Annotated in this window: 27 protein-coding genes; 21 read left to right on the top strand and 6 right to left on the bottom strand. The window is 40.1% G+C overall.

Annotation, left to right across the window (positions count from 1 at the left end):
• Positions 1 to 13: 13 nt before the first annotated feature.
• The 21 genes from rpsH to rpsI all read left to right on the top strand — a co-directional run bounded on the left by rpsH (position 14) and on the right by rpsI (position 12,723).
• Positions 14 to 412, top strand: coding sequence for a 30S ribosomal protein S8 (gene rpsH / locus KFQ09_RS08885; protein ID WP_007496327.1), 399 nt, complete (start codon positions 14 to 16; stop codon positions 410 to 412).
• Positions 413 to 443: 31 nt separating this feature from the next.
• Positions 444 to 980: a 50S ribosomal protein L6 gene (rplF, locus tag KFQ09_RS08880; protein WP_008345395.1), complete on the top strand. Its 537-nt coding sequence runs from the start codon at positions 444 to 446 to the stop codon at positions 978 to 980.
• A gap of 32 nt (positions 981 to 1,012) precedes the next feature.
• Positions 1,013 to 1,375: a 50S ribosomal protein L18 gene (rplR, locus tag KFQ09_RS08875; protein WP_003216951.1), complete on the top strand. Its 363-nt coding sequence runs from the start codon at positions 1,013 to 1,015 to the stop codon at positions 1,373 to 1,375.
• Positions 1,376 to 1,399: 24 nt separating this feature from the next.
• Positions 1,400 to 1,900, top strand: coding sequence for a 30S ribosomal protein S5 (gene rpsE / locus KFQ09_RS08870; RefSeq protein ID WP_007496332.1), 501 nt, complete (start codon positions 1,400 to 1,402; stop codon positions 1,898 to 1,900).
• A gap of 13 nt (positions 1,901 to 1,913) precedes the next feature.
• On the top strand, positions 1,914 to 2,096 hold the full coding sequence (gene rpmD, locus KFQ09_RS08865) for a 50S ribosomal protein L30 (RefSeq protein ID WP_003217067.1): 183 nt from the start codon (positions 1,914 to 1,916) through the stop codon (positions 2,094 to 2,096).
• Positions 2,097 to 2,126: 30 nt separating this feature from the next.
• A complete protein-coding gene (gene rplO, locus KFQ09_RS08860; protein ID WP_003216888.1) occupies positions 2,127 to 2,567 on the top strand; it encodes a 50S ribosomal protein L15 in 441 nt (146 codons plus the stop codon).
• 1 nt (position 2,568) lies between these two features.
• Positions 2,569 to 3,861: a preprotein translocase subunit SecY gene (gene secY, locus KFQ09_RS08855; protein ID WP_007496334.1), complete on the top strand. Its 1,293-nt coding sequence runs from the start codon at positions 2,569 to 2,571 to the stop codon at positions 3,859 to 3,861.
• A 55-nt stretch (positions 3,862 to 3,916) separates the two neighbouring features.
• On the top strand, positions 3,917 to 4,570 hold the full coding sequence (locus KFQ09_RS08850; RefSeq protein ID WP_007496336.1) for an adenylate kinase: 654 nt from the start codon (positions 3,917 to 3,919) through the stop codon (positions 4,568 to 4,570).
• Positions 4,567 to 5,313, top strand: coding sequence for a type I methionyl aminopeptidase (map, locus tag KFQ09_RS08845; RefSeq protein ID WP_007496338.1), 747 nt, complete (start codon positions 4,567 to 4,569; stop codon positions 5,311 to 5,313). Before KFQ09_RS08850 ends, map begins: the two co-directional genes overlap by 4 nt.
• Before the next feature lie 310 nt (positions 5,314 to 5,623).
• On the top strand, positions 5,624 to 5,842 hold the full coding sequence (gene infA, locus KFQ09_RS08835) for a translation initiation factor IF-1 (RefSeq protein ID WP_003217190.1): 219 nt from the start codon (positions 5,624 to 5,626) through the stop codon (positions 5,840 to 5,842).
• 31 nt (positions 5,843 to 5,873) lie between these two features.
• Positions 5,874 to 5,987 (top strand): 50S ribosomal protein L36, encoded by a 114-nt coding sequence (gene rpmJ / locus KFQ09_RS08830; RefSeq protein ID WP_003156543.1) that lies wholly within the window; start codon positions 5,874 to 5,876, stop codon positions 5,985 to 5,987.
• A gap of 21 nt (positions 5,988 to 6,008) precedes the next feature.
• Positions 6,009 to 6,374 carry a 30S ribosomal protein S13 gene (rpsM, locus tag KFQ09_RS08825; protein ID WP_003217023.1) on the top strand — a complete coding sequence of 122 codons (366 nt, stop codon included), beginning with the start codon at positions 6,009 to 6,011 and terminating at the stop codon, positions 6,372 to 6,374.
• Positions 6,375 to 6,394: 20 nt separating this feature from the next.
• Positions 6,395 to 6,790, top strand: a complete 396-nt coding sequence (gene rpsK / locus KFQ09_RS08820; protein ID WP_003217231.1) for a 30S ribosomal protein S11 — start codon at positions 6,395 to 6,397, stop codon at positions 6,788 to 6,790.
• Positions 6,791 to 6,965: 175 nt separating this feature from the next.
• The gene (locus tag KFQ09_RS08815; RefSeq protein ID WP_003217009.1) at positions 6,966 to 7,910 is read left to right on the top strand and encodes a DNA-directed RNA polymerase subunit alpha; all 945 of its coding nucleotides are present in this window, start codon (positions 6,966 to 6,968) and stop codon (positions 7,908 to 7,910) included.
• A 75-nt stretch (positions 7,911 to 7,985) separates the two neighbouring features.
• Positions 7,986 to 8,348: a 50S ribosomal protein L17 gene (rplQ, locus tag KFQ09_RS08810; RefSeq protein ID WP_003216944.1), complete on the top strand. Its 363-nt coding sequence runs from the start codon at positions 7,986 to 7,988 to the stop codon at positions 8,346 to 8,348.
• A gap of 124 nt (positions 8,349 to 8,472) precedes the next feature.
• Entirely contained in the window at positions 8,473 to 9,315 is an 843-nt protein-coding gene (locus KFQ09_RS08805) for an energy-coupling factor ABC transporter ATP-binding protein (RefSeq protein ID WP_008345218.1), read from the top strand.
• The gene (locus KFQ09_RS08800; RefSeq protein ID WP_079919457.1) at positions 9,291 to 10,166 is read left to right on the top strand and encodes an energy-coupling factor ABC transporter ATP-binding protein; all 876 of its coding nucleotides are present in this window, start codon (positions 9,291 to 9,293) and stop codon (positions 10,164 to 10,166) included. The genes KFQ09_RS08805 and KFQ09_RS08800 overlap by 25 nt, the downstream gene beginning before the upstream one ends.
• The gene (locus tag KFQ09_RS08795; protein ID WP_008345215.1) at positions 10,156 to 10,953 is read left to right on the top strand and encodes an energy-coupling factor transporter transmembrane component T family protein; all 798 of its coding nucleotides are present in this window, start codon (positions 10,156 to 10,158) and stop codon (positions 10,951 to 10,953) included. The genes KFQ09_RS08800 and KFQ09_RS08795 overlap by 11 nt, the downstream gene beginning before the upstream one ends.
• Before the next feature lie 11 nt (positions 10,954 to 10,964).
• Positions 10,965 to 11,708: a tRNA pseudouridine(38-40) synthase TruA gene (gene truA, locus KFQ09_RS08790; RefSeq protein ID WP_255836225.1), complete on the top strand. Its 744-nt coding sequence runs from the start codon at positions 10,965 to 10,967 to the stop codon at positions 11,706 to 11,708.
• A gap of 164 nt (positions 11,709 to 11,872) precedes the next feature.
• A complete protein-coding gene (gene rplM, locus KFQ09_RS08785) occupies positions 11,873 to 12,310 on the top strand; it encodes a 50S ribosomal protein L13 (RefSeq protein ID WP_003217042.1) in 438 nt (145 codons plus the stop codon).
• Positions 12,311 to 12,330: 20 nt separating this feature from the next.
• Positions 12,331 to 12,723: a 30S ribosomal protein S9 gene (gene rpsI, locus KFQ09_RS08780; protein ID WP_007496354.1), complete on the top strand. Its 393-nt coding sequence runs from the start codon at positions 12,331 to 12,333 to the stop codon at positions 12,721 to 12,723.
• A gap of 70 nt (positions 12,724 to 12,793) precedes the next feature.
• Here the strand turns inward: rpsI and KFQ09_RS08775 are convergent, their stop codons facing one another.
• The 6 genes from KFQ09_RS08775 to KFQ09_RS08750 all read right to left on the bottom strand — a co-directional run bounded on the left by KFQ09_RS08775 (position 12,794) and on the right by KFQ09_RS08750 (position 17,033).
• Positions 12,794 to 13,834 (bottom strand): tyrosine-type recombinase/integrase, encoded by a 1,041-nt coding sequence (locus tag KFQ09_RS08775; protein ID WP_255836224.1) that lies wholly within the window; start codon positions 13,832 to 13,834, stop codon positions 12,794 to 12,796.
• Between the two features lie 318 nt (positions 13,835 to 14,152).
• A complete protein-coding gene (locus KFQ09_RS08770; protein WP_255836223.1) occupies positions 14,153 to 14,635 on the bottom strand; it encodes a hypothetical protein in 483 nt (160 codons plus the stop codon).
• A 3-nt stretch (positions 14,636 to 14,638) separates the two neighbouring features.
• On the bottom strand, positions 14,639 to 15,259 hold the full coding sequence (locus KFQ09_RS08765) for a replication initiation factor domain-containing protein (RefSeq protein WP_255836222.1): 621 nt from the start codon (positions 15,257 to 15,259) through the stop codon (positions 14,639 to 14,641).
• 79 nt (positions 15,260 to 15,338) lie between these two features.
• On the bottom strand, positions 15,339 to 15,692 hold the full coding sequence (locus tag KFQ09_RS08760) for a hypothetical protein (RefSeq protein WP_255836221.1): 354 nt from the start codon (positions 15,690 to 15,692) through the stop codon (positions 15,339 to 15,341).
• Positions 15,662 to 16,663, bottom strand: coding sequence for an FtsK/SpoIIIE domain-containing protein (locus KFQ09_RS08755; protein WP_255836220.1), 1,002 nt, complete (start codon positions 16,661 to 16,663; stop codon positions 15,662 to 15,664). Before KFQ09_RS08755 ends, KFQ09_RS08760 begins: the two co-directional genes overlap by 31 nt.
• On the bottom strand, positions 16,647 to 17,033 hold the full coding sequence (locus KFQ09_RS08750; protein WP_255836219.1) for a hypothetical protein: 387 nt from the start codon (positions 17,031 to 17,033) through the stop codon (positions 16,647 to 16,649). Before KFQ09_RS08750 ends, KFQ09_RS08755 begins: the two co-directional genes overlap by 17 nt.
• Positions 17,034 to 17,082: the final 49 nt, after the last annotated feature.

Below are 17,082 nucleotides of genomic sequence, written 5' to 3'. Positions count from 1 at the left end.
AGGTTATTAAATAATGGTTATGACAGATCCGATTGCAGATTTGCTGACTCGTATTCGCAATGCGAACATGGTACGTCATGAGAAGCTAGAAGTACCGGCTTCAAAAATCAAAAGAGAAATTGCTGAAATCTTAAAGCGTGAAGGTTTTATCCGTGACGTTGAGTACGTCGAAGACAGCAAACAAGGAATTATCCGTTTGTTCCTTAAATACGGCCAAAACAACGAACGTGTTATCACTGGTCTTAAAAGAATCAGTAAACCTGGTTTACGCGTATATGCGAAATCAAATGAAGTACCACGTGTACTTAACGGACTTGGAATCGCAATTATTTCTACATCACAAGGTGTTTTATCGGACAAAGAAGCCCGTGCTAAACAAGCTGGTGGAGAAGTACTTGCTTACGTATGGTAAAAAAAGTTTAAGATGAATGGAGGTGCTTGGTATGTCTCGTATAGGTAAAAAGCTAATCGAGATCCCTTCAGGAGTAACTGTGACAAACAACGATAACACAGTGACAGTAAAGGGACCAAAAGGTGAACTAACTCGTGCATTTCACCCTGATATGGAAATTAAAATTGAGGACAACGTCTTAACTGTAAGCCGTCCGTCTGAAAATAAAGAACACCGTGCATTACATGGTACAACACGTAGCTTAATTGCAAACATGGTTGAAGGTGTATCTAAAGGTTTCGAAAGAGGTTTAGAACTAATCGGTGTCGGTTACCGTGCAGCTAAATCTGGAAACAAACTTGTTCTTAACGTTGGATACTCTCACCCAGTTGAAATCGTTCCTGAGGCTGGAGTTGAAGTAGAAGTTCCATCTCAAACGAAAGTAATCGTTAAAGGTATCGATAAAGAGCGTGTAGGAGCTCTAGCTTCTAACATCCGCGCTGTCCGTGCTCCAGAGCCTTACAAAGGTAAAGGAATTCGTTACGAAGGTGAATTCGTTCGCCGTAAAGAAGGAAAAACTGGTAAGTAAGATCGCTTAATGTGAAGAAAGGAGTGACTCGGATGATTACGAAAACTAGCAAAAACGCTACTCGTCTTAAAAGACACGCTCGTGTTCGTGCGAAACTTTCAGGTACTGCTGAAAGACCTCGCCTTAACGTTTTCCGTTCTAACAAGAACATCTACGCTCAAGTAATTGATGATGTTAACGGTGTAACACTTGTAAGTGCTTCTACTCTTGATAAAGAGTTAAAGATCGAGAATAGTTCTGACGCTGCAGCTGCTACTAAAGTTGGCGAACTTGTTGCAAAACGTGCTGTTGAAAAAGGCATCTCTAACGTGGTATTTGACCGCGGAGGATACTTATATCATGGACGTGTAAAAGCTCTAGCTGAAGCTGCTCGTGAGGCTGGACTTAAATTTTAATAAAAGAAGGAGGGACACATCCGAATGAGTCGTATTGACCCAAGCAAATTAGAGTTAGAAGAACGCTTAGTTACGGTTAACCGGGTAGCGAAAGTTGTTAAAGGTGGACGTCGTTTCCGTTTTGCAGCTTTAGTTGTTGTCGGTGACAAAAACGGTCATGTAGGATTCGGTACTGGTAAAGCACAAGAAGTACCAGAAGCGATCCGCAAAGCTGTTGAAGACGCGAAAAAGAATTTAATTGAAGTACCAATGGTTGGAACTACAATTCCACATGAAATCATCGGTCGATTCGGTGCAGGAAACGTTCTATTGAAACCTGCTTCAGAAGGTACAGGAGTTATCGCTGGAGGCCCAGTGCGTGCGGTACTTGAGCTTGCTGGTCTAGCTGATATCCTTTCTAAATCTCTAGGTTCTAATACACCGATCAACATGATCCGCGCAACACTTCAAGGTTTAAGTGAACTTAAACGTGCTGAAGATGTAGCGAAGCTTCGTGGAAAATCTGTAGAAGACCTGTTAGGATAAGGAGGGAACAATAATGGCAAATAAATTAGAAATTACCCTCAAACGCAGTGTAATCGGTCGCCCGGAAGATCAGCGTGTCACTGTTCGTACTCTTGGTCTAAAGAAAACAAACCAAACAGTCGTACATGAAGACAATGCAGCGATCCGCGGCATGATTAACAAGGTGTCTCATTTAGTTTCTGTTAAAGAACAATAAAACATTTTTAATCGATAAGGAGGTGCCCAAATGAAACTTCATGAATTGAAGCCTTCAGAAGGTTCACGTAAAGTACGCAACCGTGTTGGTCGTGGTATTGGATCAGGTAACGGTAAAACTTCTGGTAAAGGTCATAAAGGTCAAAACGCTCGTTCTGGCGGCGGTGTACGCCCTGGATTCGAAGGTGGTCAAATGCCTTTATTCCAACGCCTTCCAAAACGTGGTTTTACAAACATCAACCGTAAAGATTACGCGGTAATCAACTTAGACAGATTAAACAGTTTTGACGAAGGAACGGAAGTCACTCCTGAACTTCTTCTAGAGACTGGTGCAATAAGCAAGTTAAAAGCAGGAGTAAAAATTCTTGGCAACGGTAAATTAGAAAAAAAATTAACTGTAAAAGCCAATAAATTCTCTGCTTCTGCTAAAGAAGCGATTGAAGCTGCTGGCGGTACAGCCGAGGTGATCTAACTTGTTTAAGACAATCTCCAATTTTATGCGTGTGAAAGATATACGGAATAAGATTATATTTACACTTTTAATGTTAGTCGTCTTTCGTATAGGTGCTTTCATCCCTGTGCCTAATGTGAACGCCGAAGTTCTCCAGGCACAGGATCAAATGAGTGTTTTCGGAATCCTCAACACGTTTGGGGGCGGGGCACTTTTCCAATTCTCCATTCTTGCAATGGGGATTATGCCGTATATCACTGCTTCGATCATCATCCAGCTCTTGCAGATGGATGTTGTACCGAAGTTTACTGAGTGGTCAAAGCAAGGAGAGGTTGGCCGCCGAAAATTAGCACAATTCACAAGGTATTTTACAATTGTTCTAGGATTTATCCAGGCGTTAGGAATGTCATATGGATTTAACAATATGGCAGGAGGCATGCTGATTGAAAACCCAGGTGTTTCAACGTATCTCTTAATTGCGGTCGTACTCACTGCGGGAACAGCATTTTTAATGTGGCTGGGAGAGCAGATTACTGCTCACGGTGTTGGTAACGGTATTTCGATTATTATCTTTGCCGGTATCATCGCAGGTATCCCTCAAACATTAAAGCAAGTGTACGCTCAGCAATTTGTAGGTGGAGATGGACAGCTGTTCATGCAAATCCTGAAAATTGCCCTTATTGTGATTGCTATTCTTGTCATTGTTATCGGTGTTATTTACATTCAAATGGCAGTGAGAAAGATTGCGATTCAATATTCAAAAGGAACTGGCCGTGCACAAATGTCTGCTAGTCAAGCAACGCACCTTCCATTGAAAGTGAATCCAGCAGGGGTGATTCCAGTCATCTTTGCCGTTTCGTTCATTATTACTCCGCAGACGATCGCATCGTTCTTCGGAACAAATAATGTGACAACCTGGATAACTAACAACTTTGACTATACTAAGCCAATCGGTATGACGATTTATGTAGCACTGATTGTTGCTTTCACATATTTTTATGCCTTTGTCCAAGTAAACCCTGAACAAATGGCTGAAAATCTGCAAAAGCAGGGTGGCTATATCCCGGGAGTTCGTCCAGGGAAAATGACTCAAGATAGAATTACGAGCATTTTGTACCGACTCACGTTTGTGGGCGCCATTTTCTTAGCCGTGATTTCAATACTTCCTATCTTTTTCATTCAATTCGCTGGATTACCTTCCGCTGCACAAATTGGCGGCACAAGTCTTCTCATTGTTGTAGGTGTTGCACTTGAAACAATGAAGCAGCTTGAAAGCCAATTAGTGAAACGAAACTACCGTGGATTTATGAAATAAAACAGAGGGCTGGGCTCCTGCCCAACCTCTCTAAGTAAGGAAGGGGAAATCCGAAATGAACTTAGTCTTAATGGGGCTTCCGGGTGCTGGTAAAGGCACTCAGGCAGAACGAATTGTTGATGATTATGGGATCCCTCATATCTCAACAGGAGATATGTTCCGTGCTGCTATGAAAGAGGAGACACAACTTGGGCTCGAAGCAAAATCCTTTATCGATAAAGGAGAGCTTGTTCCTGATGAGGTCACAATCGGTATTGTTAGAGAAAGACTTGGCAAGAATGATTGTGAACAAGGTTTTCTTCTGGACGGATTTCCGCGAACAGTCGCTCAGGCTGAAGCTTTAGAAGACATTCTAAAGGACCTTGGCAGAACGATTGATTATGTCATTAATATTAAAGTCGATAAAGATGCTTTGATGGAGCGTCTGACTGGCCGAAGAATTTGCAAAGATTGCGGAGCAACATATCATTTAGTATTCAATCCACCTGCGAAAGAAAATGTTTGTGACAAGTGTGGAGGCGAGCTTTATCAACGTGCAGATGATAATGCAGAAACCGTTTCGACAAGACTTGAAGTGAACTTAAAGCAGACTGAACCTTTACTGAACTTCTATTCAGAAAAAGGATATCTTGCAAACATTGATGGTGCGAAGCACATTAACGATGTTTACGCTGATATCAAGGACCTGCTTGGGGGATTAAATAAATGATTATCTGTAAAACTCCTCGCGAGCTTGAGATTATGAGAGAAGCTGGACGCATTGTCGCACTGACTCATGAAGAGCTGAAGAAACACATAAAACCAGGTATTTCGACAAAAGAATTGGATCAAATTGCCGAACGTTTTATTACAAAGCAGGGTGCAATCCCATCTTTTAAAGGGTATAATGGTTTTCGCGGGAGCATTTGCGTTTCGGTGAATGAAGAACTCGTTCACGGTATTCCTGGTAAACGGGTTTTACGTGATGGAGACATCATTAGTATCGATATCGGCGCAAAGTTAAATGGCTATCATGGTGACTCTGCTTGGACTTATCCAGTTGGGGTAATCAGTGATGAGGACCGCAAACTACTGGAAGTCACAGAGGAATCTCTATATAAGGGCTTACAGGAAGCAAAGCCAGGTGAACGTCTGTCAAACATTTCCCATGCCATACAAACGTATGTTGAAGGTGAGAATTTCTCAGTTGTTAGAGAATATGTTGGACATGGGGTCGGACAGGATCTTCATGAGGACCCTCAAATTCCTCATTATGGTCCGCCGAACAAAGGCCCACGGCTCAAACCTGGAATGGTGTTGGCCATCGAACCGATGGTGAACGCAGGCAGCCGATATGTGAAAACACTGGCTGATAACTGGACGGTTGTAACGGTTGATGGGAAAAAGTGTGCTCACTTTGAGCATACGATTGCGATTACAGATACAGGTTTTGATATACTGACTAAGATTTAGGTCTTCACTGAAGCCTTTCAGGCCCAAATCGGGCAGGTTGTCTGTATAGTCCAAGGAAAGAACAAGATCAGTATACAGTTGTCATCGGCGTGTTCGATGGCTGCCATGTACTAATCGCAGACGGAGAAAAGCGTAAATTCATTCTCCTAAGAAAAAATATCAATCATTTAACCTTTTATGATTGCGTATCTCCGGAAGTTCAGAACAGTATATTCAAAACAGGTCGGGTGATAGATGGACAATTGAGAACATCTCATTTGGACATTTATCAGAGAGCAAGTTACTGATTTGAAGAAGGGAGAACACTTGAATGGCGAAAGACGATGTAATTGAAGTGGAAGGTACTGTAGCAGAAACTTTGCCAAATGCAATGTTCAAAGTTGAACTAGAGAATGGTCATACAGTTTTGGCTCATGTATCAGGAAAAATCCGTATGCACTTCATTCGCATTTTACCTGGAGACAAAGTTACGGTAGAATTATCTCCATATGACTTAACTCGTGGTAGAATTACGTACCGTTACAAATAAAGCAACTCCGGAAGAAGGAGGTTGGAAACACATGAAAGTGAGACCATCTGTTAAACCTATCTGTGAAAAATGTAAAGTGATTCGCAGAAAAGGAAAAGTAATGGTGATCTGTGAAAACCCAAAACATAAACAAAAACAAGGCTAATAACAAGGAGGTGCCCAAATCATGGCTCGTATTGCTGGTGTAGATATTCCACGTGATAAGCGTGTTGTCATTTCTTTAACATATGTTTTTGGAATTGGTCGTACGACGGCTCAACAAGTCCTTAAAGAAGCAGGTGTTTCTGAAGACACTCGCGTTCGCGATCTAACTGAAGACGAACTAGGTAAAATCCGTGATATCATTGACAAACTTAAAGTAGAAGGTGACCTTCGTCGTGAAGTTTCACTTAACATTAAGCGTCTAATTGAAATCGGAAGCTACCGCGGAATCCGTCATCGTAGAGGACTTCCTGTTCGTGGACAAAACACAAAAAACAACGCGCGCACTCGTAAAGGTCCGCGTCGTACTGTAGCTAACAAGAAAAAATAAGTAAAGGAGGTAGTTAAAGAATGGCTGCTGCTCGTAAACAAAATACGCGTAAACGTCGCGTGAAAAAGAATATTGAAGCTGGAATCGCTCATATCCGTTCCACTTTCAACAACACGATTGTAACGATTACTGATGTTCATGGAAACGCAATTTCTTGGTCAAGTGCTGGTGCATTAGGATTCAGAGGTTCTCGTAAATCTACTCCTTTCGCTGCACAAATGGCTGCTGAAACTGCTGCTAAAGGTTCTATCGAACATGGTCTTAAAACACTTGAAGTAACTGTTAAAGGTCCTGGTTCTGGTCGTGAAGCTGCAATTCGTGCGCTTCAAGCTGCAGGTCTTGAAGTTACTGCAATCAGAGACGTAACTCCAGTTCCTCATAACGGATGCCGTCCACCAAAACGTCGCCGCGTGTAATTTGTTTGTATAGATTTTGTGTCCCTGTCAATAATGGGTTATGATACAGTTATTTATGAGACGAATACACGACTCGTTGCCTGAGCACATACGGGACTAAACAATGAGGAATTTCGGATGGAATCTCATATGATTCTATTCGAGGTTTCGACGTTTTGAAGGAGGGTTTTATTAGATGATCGAAATTGAAAAACCAAAAATCGAAACGGTTGAAATCAGCGACGATGCCAAGTATGGCAAGTTTGTCGTAGAGCCACTTGAGCGTGGATATGGTACCACTTTAGGGAACTCCCTTCGTCGTATCCTTTTATCCTCACTTCCTGGTGCAGCTGTAACATCGATCCAGATAGATGGTGTCTTACACGAATTCTCAACGATCGAAGGCGTGGTTGAAGATGTTACAACGATTATCTTAAACATTAAAAAGCTTGCACTCAAAATCTACTCTGAAGAAGAGAAGACGCTTGAAATTGATGTACAAGATGAAGGAACTGTAACAGCTGCTGATATTACACACGACAGCGATATTGAAATCTTAAATCCAGATCTTCACATCGCAACTCTTGGCAAAAATGCGAGCTTCCGTGTTCGTTTGACTGCACAAAGAGGTCGCGGGTATAATCCTGCTGATGCAAACAAAAGAGACGATCAGCCTATCGGCGTGATTCCGATCGACTCAATCTATACACCTGTATCTCGTGTAACTTATCAAGTGGAGAACACCCGTGTTGGGCAAATCACAAACTATGATAAATTAACACTAGATGTATGGACTGATGGAAGCACAGGACCGAAAGAAGCGATCGCTCTAGGTTCTAAGATTTTAACTGAACACCTAAATATTTTCGTTGGGTTAACTGACGAAGCTCAGCATGCAGAAATCATGGTTGAAAAAGAAGAAGACCAAAAAGAAAAAGTGCTTGAAATGACAATTGAAGAGCTTGATCTTTCTGTTCGTTCTTACAACTGTTTGAAGCGTGCGGGTATTAACACTGTTCAAGAGCTTGCTAACAAGACAGAAGAGGATATGATGAAAGTTCGTAACCTTGGACGTAAATCTCTTGAAGAAGTGAAAGCGAAACTAGAAGAACTTGGACTGGGTCTTCGTAAAGACGATTGACTAGTTTCATTGTGAACTAGGATTTTCGTGTGTTTTTTATTCATACAGCATCTCTAATTAAGGAGGGGACATCACATGGCATACAGAAAGCTAGGACGCACTAGTGCACAACGTAAAGCAATGCTTCGTGACCTAACGACTGATTTGATCATCAACGAACGCATCGAAACAACTGAAACACGTGCGAAAGAACTTCGCTCTGTAGTTGAAAAAATGATCACTCTTGGCAAACGCGGAGATCTTCATGCTCGCCGTCAAGCTGCAGCTTACATTCGTAACGAAGTAGCTAACGCTGAAACAAACCAAGATGCACTTCAAAAATTATTCGCTGACGTTGCAACTCGCTACGAAGATCGCCAAGGTGGATACACTCGTATCATGAAGCTTGGACCTCGTCGCGGCGATGGCGCACCAATGGCTGTCATTGAATTAGTTTAATCACATATCGTGTATCTAAGAAAGGGCGGGACAGTTCATAACTGGATCTATGCCCTTTTTTAGATACTACGGCTTTTTAGCAATAGGCAAAGTAGAGGTTGAGCTGAGAGGAGGTCCGGTAGAGATGGAGAAGACATTAATTGACGTAAAAGACATTGTATTTCGTTATCACAAAGATGCGGACAAGCCCGCTTTAGACCAAGTGTCATTGCATGTGAATCAAAATGAATGGCTTGCCATTGTTGGCCACAACGGTTCAGGTAAATCCACACTTGCCCGTGTACTGAATGGGCTCATTTTACCGGATGCAGGAACGGTCAAGGTTGGTGAGATTGAGCTGAAAGAAGAAAGTGTTTGGGATATTCGCAAAAAGGTCGGCATGGTCTTTCAAAACCCAGACAACCAATTTGTTGGCTCAACGGTTCGTGATGATGTGGCTTTTGGTTTAGAAAATAACGGGGTTGAGCGGGAATTGATGATAGAGCGTGTAGATTGGGCTGTCAAACAGGTCAATATGCAGGAGTTTCTTGATCAAGAGCCGCACCATCTATCAGGCGGGCAAAAGCAGAGAGTAGCGATCGCTGGTGTACTTGCCGCAAGCCCTGACATCATGATCTTGGATGAAGCAACATCAATGCTTGATCCGATTGGCCGTGAAGAAGTGTTAGAAACCGTCAGACTGCTGAAGGAACAAGGAACGGTCACGGTCATTTCCATCACACATGATTTAGACGAGGCTGCGAAGGCAGACCGCGTTATTGTGATGAATGGCGGGAAGAAATTTGCCGAGGGAACACCAGAGGAAGTATTTGAACTAGATGAACAGCTAGTTCAGATTGGACTTGATCTGCCATTTTCCTACCGGTTGAGTAAGCAATTGAAGCAGCAAGGTGTGCCGCTTGCAAATGCCCATTTGACACAAGAAGGATTGGTGAAAGAGCTATGGACATTACGATCAAAGAATTAGAGCATCGTTATCAAATGAAAACGCCGTTTGAGCGTCTCGCTTTGTATGATGTCAATGCTTCCATCAAAGAAGGCAGCTATGTTGCTGTCATCGGTCATACGGGTTCTGGTAAGTCGACATTGCTGCAACATTTAAATGGACTGCTCAAACCAACAAAGGGGAGCATTGCGCTTGGAGATACCGTCTTACAAGCCAATAAAAAGCAGAAGGAACTGAAATCTCTTCGAAAAAAAGTAGGTATCGTGTTTCAATTTCCTGAACATCAGCTCTTTGAGGAGACCATTCTGAAGGATATCTGCTTTGGTCCGATGAATTTCGGCGTTCCAAAAGAAAAGGCAGAAGCTAAGGCTAAAGAAATGCTGAAGCTTGTAGGCCTTCCTGAATCCTTGTTATCTCGATCACCCTTTGAATTAAGCGGTGGTCAAATGAGACGTGTGGCGATTGCAGGTGTTCTAGCGATGGAGCCAGAAGTGCTTGTGCTTGATGAGCCGACTGCGGGATTAGATCCACGCGGACGTAAAGAAATCATGGACATGTTCTATGAGCTTCATCAAAAAGCCAACCTGACGACGATCCTTGTGACACACAGTATGGAAGATGCCGCTCATTATGCGGATCAAATGATTGTGATGCACAAAGGAACAGTAAAGGCGACAGGTACGCCGAGGGAGCTATTTGCCAATCGTACCGACATGTCTTCTTTCGGACTGGACCTCCCGGAAACGATCAAATTCCAGCAGGCTGTCGAAGAAAAGCTGGGGATGACGTTTCCAAGACCGCTTCTGACCATGGATGAAATGGCAGAAGCCTTAACAGCTTTATATCAGGAGGACACGACTCATGATGGATAGTATGATTATCGGCAAATATGTGCCAGGTACATCCTTTGTCCATCGTCTTGATCCAAGGACAAAGCTGTTATCAATTTTCTTTTTTGTCTTTATTGTCTTTTTTGCGAATAACTACATCACTTACGGGCTTTTAGGGGTCTTTACCATCCTTGTGGTGATGGTGTCTCAGGTGCCGCTGTACTTTATTCTCAAAGGAATGAAACCCATCCTGTGGATTGTTCTGTTTACCTTTATACTGCATATCTTCATGACAAAGGATGGCGCTTTGCTCTTTCACTTTGGTTTTCTGAATATTTATGAAGAAGGTCTAAAACAGGGGATTTTCATTTCACTCCGTTTTGTCTATCTCATCATGATGACAACACTTCTGACGTTGACCACAACACCTATTGAAGTGACAGACGGTATGGAGAAGCTGCTGCATCCTTTCCGTAAAATCAAGCTACCTGTTCATGAACTTGCTCTTATGATGTCTATCTCTCTTCGATTTATTCCGACTTTACTCGAAGAAACAGACAAAATCATGAAAGCCCAAATGGCAAGAGGTGTGGATTTTACAAGCGGACCCGTGAAAGATCGTTTAAAAGCGATTGTTCCATTGCTTGTCCCGCTTTTCGTCAGTGCGTTTAAGCGTGCGGAGGAATTGGCGACCGCTATGGAAGCGAGAGGCTACCGCGGGGGAGAAGGGCGTACGAAATACCGTCAGCTTGTCTGGGGCATGAAAGACACGTTCACGCTGCTTTTATTCATCCTGTTAACAGCACTCCTTGTGCTTCTTAGAAATTAGGTGATGCCTAGATGAAAGTAAAATGTACCGTATCATACGATGGGACACATTTTAAAGGGTATCAAGTGCAACCAGGACAGCGAACCATTCAGACGGAGATTGAATCTGCCCTTGCTAGAATGCATAAACAAGACGAACTAATTCCGATTGTGGCTTCAGGCCGGACAGACAGTGGTGTTCATGCAAAGGGGCAGGTCATCCATTTCGACACCCCGCTTGCCATCCCGATGGAAAGATGGCCTTTTGCCCTTAATAGTCTCCTGCCTGATGACATCAGGGTTCTAAAGGCTGAGAAAGTGGATGAATCGTTTCATGCACGTTTTAGTGTCGTTTCGAAGGAGTACCGTTATAAGGTCTCAACGGAAACGCACCAAAATGTGTTCACGAGACAGTATGCCTGTCACTATCCTTACCGGCTGGATGCAGACAAAATGAGAGAAGCTGCTGGGCACCTCATTGGCACACACGATTTCACAAGCTTTTGTGCGGCCAATACAGAGGTTCAAGACAAGGTGAGGGAGATTTACGCCCTTGAGTGGAAAAACGTCTCAGACGGGCTTGAAATGCGTGTGAGAGGGAATGGCTTTTTATACAACATGGTGCGAATTATCGCTGGAACGTTACTTGACATTGGTTCTGGTAAATTTCACCCTGAGGAGATAAAAGCCATGCTTGCCGCCCGAAATCGCGAAGCGGCAGGCAAGACTGCGCCCAGTCACGGACTGTATTTATGGGAAGTTTTCTATGACAACTAAACCAGGTGTAACATGTTCTTGACACAGGAAGCAGAAAGTTATAAGATATCATATGGTATGTATTTCAACCCCACAAATAAGCCCCGGAAGACTTATCTGTGTTTTGAAATAGAACGTAGCATTTGATTCAGGAAAATTCATTGATTTATTTAGGAGGGAAACTCATGCGTACAACACCAATGGCGAACGCAAGCACAATTGAGCGCAAATGGCTAGTGGTTGATGCGGCAGGCAAGACTCTAGGTCGTCTTTCTACTGAAGTAGCATCACTTTTGCGCGGTAAGCACAAACCAACTTATACACCACACGTTGACACAGGTGATCACGTGATCATCATCAATGCTGAGAAAATCGAATTAACTGGTAAGAAATTGACGGACAAAATTTACTACCGTCATACGATGCACCCAGGTGGTTTGAAACAAAGAACTGCTCTTGAGATGCGTACAAACTACCCTGAAAAAATGTTGGAGCTTGCTATCAAAGGTATGCTTCCAAAGGGTCCACTAGGTCGTCAAATGTTCAAAAAATTAAATGTGTACCGTGGTTCTGAGCATCCACATCAAGCACAACAACCTGAAGTTTACGAACTTCGCGGTTAATTATAAGGGAGGTTAACAATTTGGCACAGGTTCAATATTACGGTACAGGTCGTCGTAAAAGTTCTGTAGCGCGCGTTCGCTTAGTTCCAGGTGAAGGCCGTATCGTCGTTAATAATCGTGAAATTACTGAATACATTCCATTCGCTGCTTTAATCGAAGACGTGAAACAGCCTTTGAACATCACAGAAACAGCTAACAGCTACGATGTTCTTGTAAATGTTCACGGTGGTGGATTCTCTGGTCAAGCTGGAGCAATTCGTCACGGTATCTCTCGTGCTCTTCTAGAAGTAGATCCTGAGTACCGTACACCACTTAAACGTGCTGGACTTCTTACTCGTGACTCTCGTATGAAAGAGCGTAAGAAATACGGTCTTAAAGGCGCACGTCGCGCACCTCAGTTCTCAAAACGTTAATAGGATTGTTGATATACCAACGTTTACAAAGGTTTTTTTGTTCAAGTTGGTTCAAATCAATAATAAAGTGCTACAAAGCATTTAACAGATATAAAGCATCGGCATCTTGCTGGTGCTTTTTTTCTGGCATTAATTCCAGATAATAATTTTGCGTTGTTTGAATGTTTATATGTCCTAATCGTTTTGATACATATGCAATATCTATATCTTGAGCAAACAAAAATGATGCGTGAGTATCTCTCAGACCGTGAAAAGTAGTTCTTTTAATGTTTAACTTCTTTAATAACTCAGCTAATTGTTCGGACTGTTTAAAACCGCCAAAGCCGAAAATATAGCCATTCTCTTTAACAGGAATTTTAAGAATGAGTTCATACACTTCTTTGTTAATAGAAACATCCCGTTTTGCATTTTGTGTCTTTAACGAAGTGTCATCTGAAGTAGGACTGATTGAATGTCTAACTTCTATTCCGTATTCATAAAGACTCTCTGGGCGTGTTGCTAGTAGTTCTCCACGTCGCATACCCGTTTCTAATGCAAGTAATACAAGTAGGTTAAACTCGTCTTCTGGATGCTGTAAAACGTAATTACGAAGCTTTCTAAAATCGGTGATAGATAATGCTTTATTACGTTTAGGTGGATTTTCTCCACGTGTTTTTACTAAACGAGCAAAATCATTTGCAATATAGCCACGAGCATATGCATCACGTAAAGATGTTTTTATTTTAAGAAGAACCTCATGTGTAGTTTTTCGAGAATGTGTCTTGGCATACTCATCAATCTTCTTCTGAACAACAATATCATTTAAATCTTTTAATTGGATATCCTGAAATAAATTTGTAATAACGCCAAAAGTACGAACGTAATTTTGGAATGTCGTTTCTTTAACATCATTAACCTTTACAAGATAAATCCAATTCTCGAAGAAGTCCGCAAATGTTGTTGTTCTGTAAGCAAGTTCTTTACCTTCTCCTTTCGCTAATTCCATTTCTAAAGCCCAAAGTTTCGCTTCATTCTTAGTCGCAAATGTTTTAGTAAGCTTTTTATTTCCGCCATATTTGTATAAAGAAACTTGTGCTCGATATGATTTTCCTCTTTTTACAATACTAGCCATCCTATCAATCCCTTTCAAAAATAAAGTTGATAGATGCTAGTTGAATACATCTGTATTGTATTCTGAAACTAGCATATTATCAATTAACAGTAAGTTAAACAGATTGTCTTTCGATAAATTTTATTAAAGATTTCATTGTGTATCGTTCTTGTCGACCGATCATGAAACGATCAAGTTCTCTATGTGGTCGTATATATTTATCAAATGATTTTGGGTCTATACCTAGAAAACGAGATGCTTGTTCTCTAGTTAAAAGATATGGGTAGTCTTTTGTAGTCATATTTATACTCATAAAGACATCGTCTCCTTTAAAATTTATTATTTGAAGGGATAACCTTGTTTTGTGTATAGTACAGAATACTTTTTTAGCCATAACAAGACATCATCATTCGGCTCATAATTTTCAAATTCATTATAAAGAAATGTTAAACACTTCTTTAACCCTTCATCACCCCATAAACGCCATACTTTATACAAATATGGAAATAAGCCAGAACCATTTAAAATATGCTTCTGTGATTGTTCTAAAAAGTTCGTTCGGTGTGAAGGAGAACTGAACATAAAACTTTTTCGATTAAGCAAATCAAGCATTTTCTTACTGTATGTCGTTAGTCTGTCAGATTTAGCATAATAAAATTGATAACGATCAGCTAAAGCTGATACGAGCAAATCCTTTAGTTCTGTATCATTATTTATAGTTTCTAATTCATCCGATAAATCATGAGCATAAGAACCTTTGTAAACTGCTTCAAAACGTACCCAATCATCGTATTGTAAAGCTTCTTCGTAGCGAATACCCATCGTTTAAAGTTGTTCCTTTTTCTTATCATAGACACGTAATAAAGCTTTAATATTTTTACCTTTTGAACCTAGGTAAAAAGTTGATGTAATATTGTTTTTTGTTATTGCCGATAAAATTGAGTGATTTCTTCTTCCTGATGCGGTTTTAACGATTTGATTTTTTTTAGAAAGTTGATTGTAAATCGTATTTACATAAACCTTTTCATTAATAAAATCAATTGCGATATCAATTCTCGAAAGTCTAGAAGTATATAAGGTATTGTTATTTATATTTGCAAAGAATTGATGTATCTGTATTGAATGACCATATAATGATTCGTATTGCTTCCTGTATTCCATCCAAGCATGTGCAGAGAACTTTATACAAATTCCCATTTGGATAAAATCGGTATGATAAGCAATTGCAAAATAATACGTGGCACCTTCACAACCAAACCCATTTGAATATCCCTGTGGCAATGACTGTGTCGCATCTTCTAACTTGCCTAATACTGTTTCAATCTTTGACAATCTAACAAATTCTTTAATGATGTTGATTGCCATACCTTCCCACTGTTCAATATAATTAGGCCTTTTTGTGGATTGTAGAACTAGTGTAAATTCATCGACTTGAACATCTAACAAATAATCACTCCTTTCAGGTCAATAAACACTGATATATCAATAACAGTTGTGATTTTCTTGTTCTAAGGGACGGGGGTTTTTACAAAACCCCCGTCTGTTTTAAGTGGTTCACAGCTTCCAATATGTCAAAATTCAAATAACTAAAATGACAAATTTTAGGTGTGTTCGCTACAATTGGACAAGTAAAGACACCTTGACCTAATTGAAAGTTTTTCTCTGGTATATCAACTCCAGTACCGAATGCAGTTGTATAAGTCTGTTTTTCAGCATTGCCGAGCACAAATTTTACTGGCAGATTTTCACGTAAATTAGTAGGTAATAGGGTAGCATCTGATTTTTGCATAACAATCCATAAGAAAAAGCCTAATTGTCTACCTTGTAAAACTACTTGAGATAACAAATTCATAACTTCATCACGTTTCTTCTTTTCCATTGTCTGTAATACAGTTTGAAAACTTGCAAATTCATCAAATATAAAGATATATGGTTCATACTGGAATCAGCATAAGTGCCTTCTAATTTCATGTTAAGTTTTTCTTTTATTTTCGCTTTTCTTTCTATCATAATTTCGTTAAATCTCTTTAGTAATTCAATAATATCTTCTATGTCAGTGGCAGTATTCTCTTTTGATATTTTCTCTCCAAGTACAGCTAGACTTGAATTTTTTGGATCGGCAAAGTAAATATTATAATGCACATTTTTAGTTAGCATTTGTAGGATAAGAGAATAAAGTGCGTATGTCTTTCCAGAACCAGTCTGACCAACAAGTAAAGTTCCATATAAGGAAATATTGATAGACTTATCAATAAGTAATGTGTAGTCACCGACTTGGGCTGACTGTTTTTTTAATTCGCCAAAACTATTAAATTTAAGTTGTTGGTCAATGTTACTATCGTATATTTCGAAAACGTGATAATTTTCATCGTTTGATAAATAGGCTCTATCAACTATGAAATTGTTCAATGCAAAAGAAATATTTACATTGCTGATATCTTTATTAATATTGATGTTTTCAATAAATAATTTAGCTTTTGAAAAATCATCAGAGAAATCAATTTTTATTTTCGGCAAGTTTGCTACTTCATTATTAAAATAAAATCTTTTATTATAATAGCTAGAATCTAGAAATGATTTTCTTAATTTTAATACAGTAAGATAATGATAAATAGCGAACTTTATACTTCTATAAGCTTTATTACGGATTAGCCATATAGTTATTTGAATCGAAAATATTGTGATCATAAAGCCGATAAATAAACTATTAAAGTATTTTGTGACTCCCAACTCTAGTTGGGAGTCAATATAATTCACTAGAATAGCTGTTGTAGACAATAGGAAGGCTATGCTGAATATCAACATTCCGTTTTGCTGTCTTTCAGTTCGTAATCTAGTTCTTTTTAACATTCACTTTGTCCGCATCTCTGAACCGTAAAATTAAGTCAAACCCTATAACAAAAGATTTTTCAGGGATGAAGTCTACCAAGCTGAGATATTCACCTTTTTGAATATCAAGACGTTCTTGATTATTAAGGACAGTTACATCAAAAGTGTTTAAGATGTTATTATCCCTTTTGAATCCAGTTTTTTTATCAACACCGTAATCGGTATTGTCCCTAGTGATTTGCAAAGTTAATGTAACTCCTTTTTCACCTGGATCTTTCTTACTCACATATGGTCGTTGTGAAACCAATCTGAAAATATTTCCTGTGTTATTTAAGAATTCTTCTGCTCTGAACTGTGTTTCTGTGAACGCCCATGCATTTGCAATCGGCATATTGCATAACCTCTTTCTTTTAATTTAGTATTTTCCATGGCACCCGTGT

The organism is Bacillus sp. FS02, assembly GCF_024398395.1.
Taxonomy (GTDB): domain Bacteria; phylum Bacillota; class Bacilli; order Bacillales; family Bacillaceae; genus Bacillus; species Bacillus altitudinis.
The sequence above is the reverse complement of the archived record's forward strand: the minus strand, read 5'-3'. Positions and strand labels throughout refer to the sequence as shown.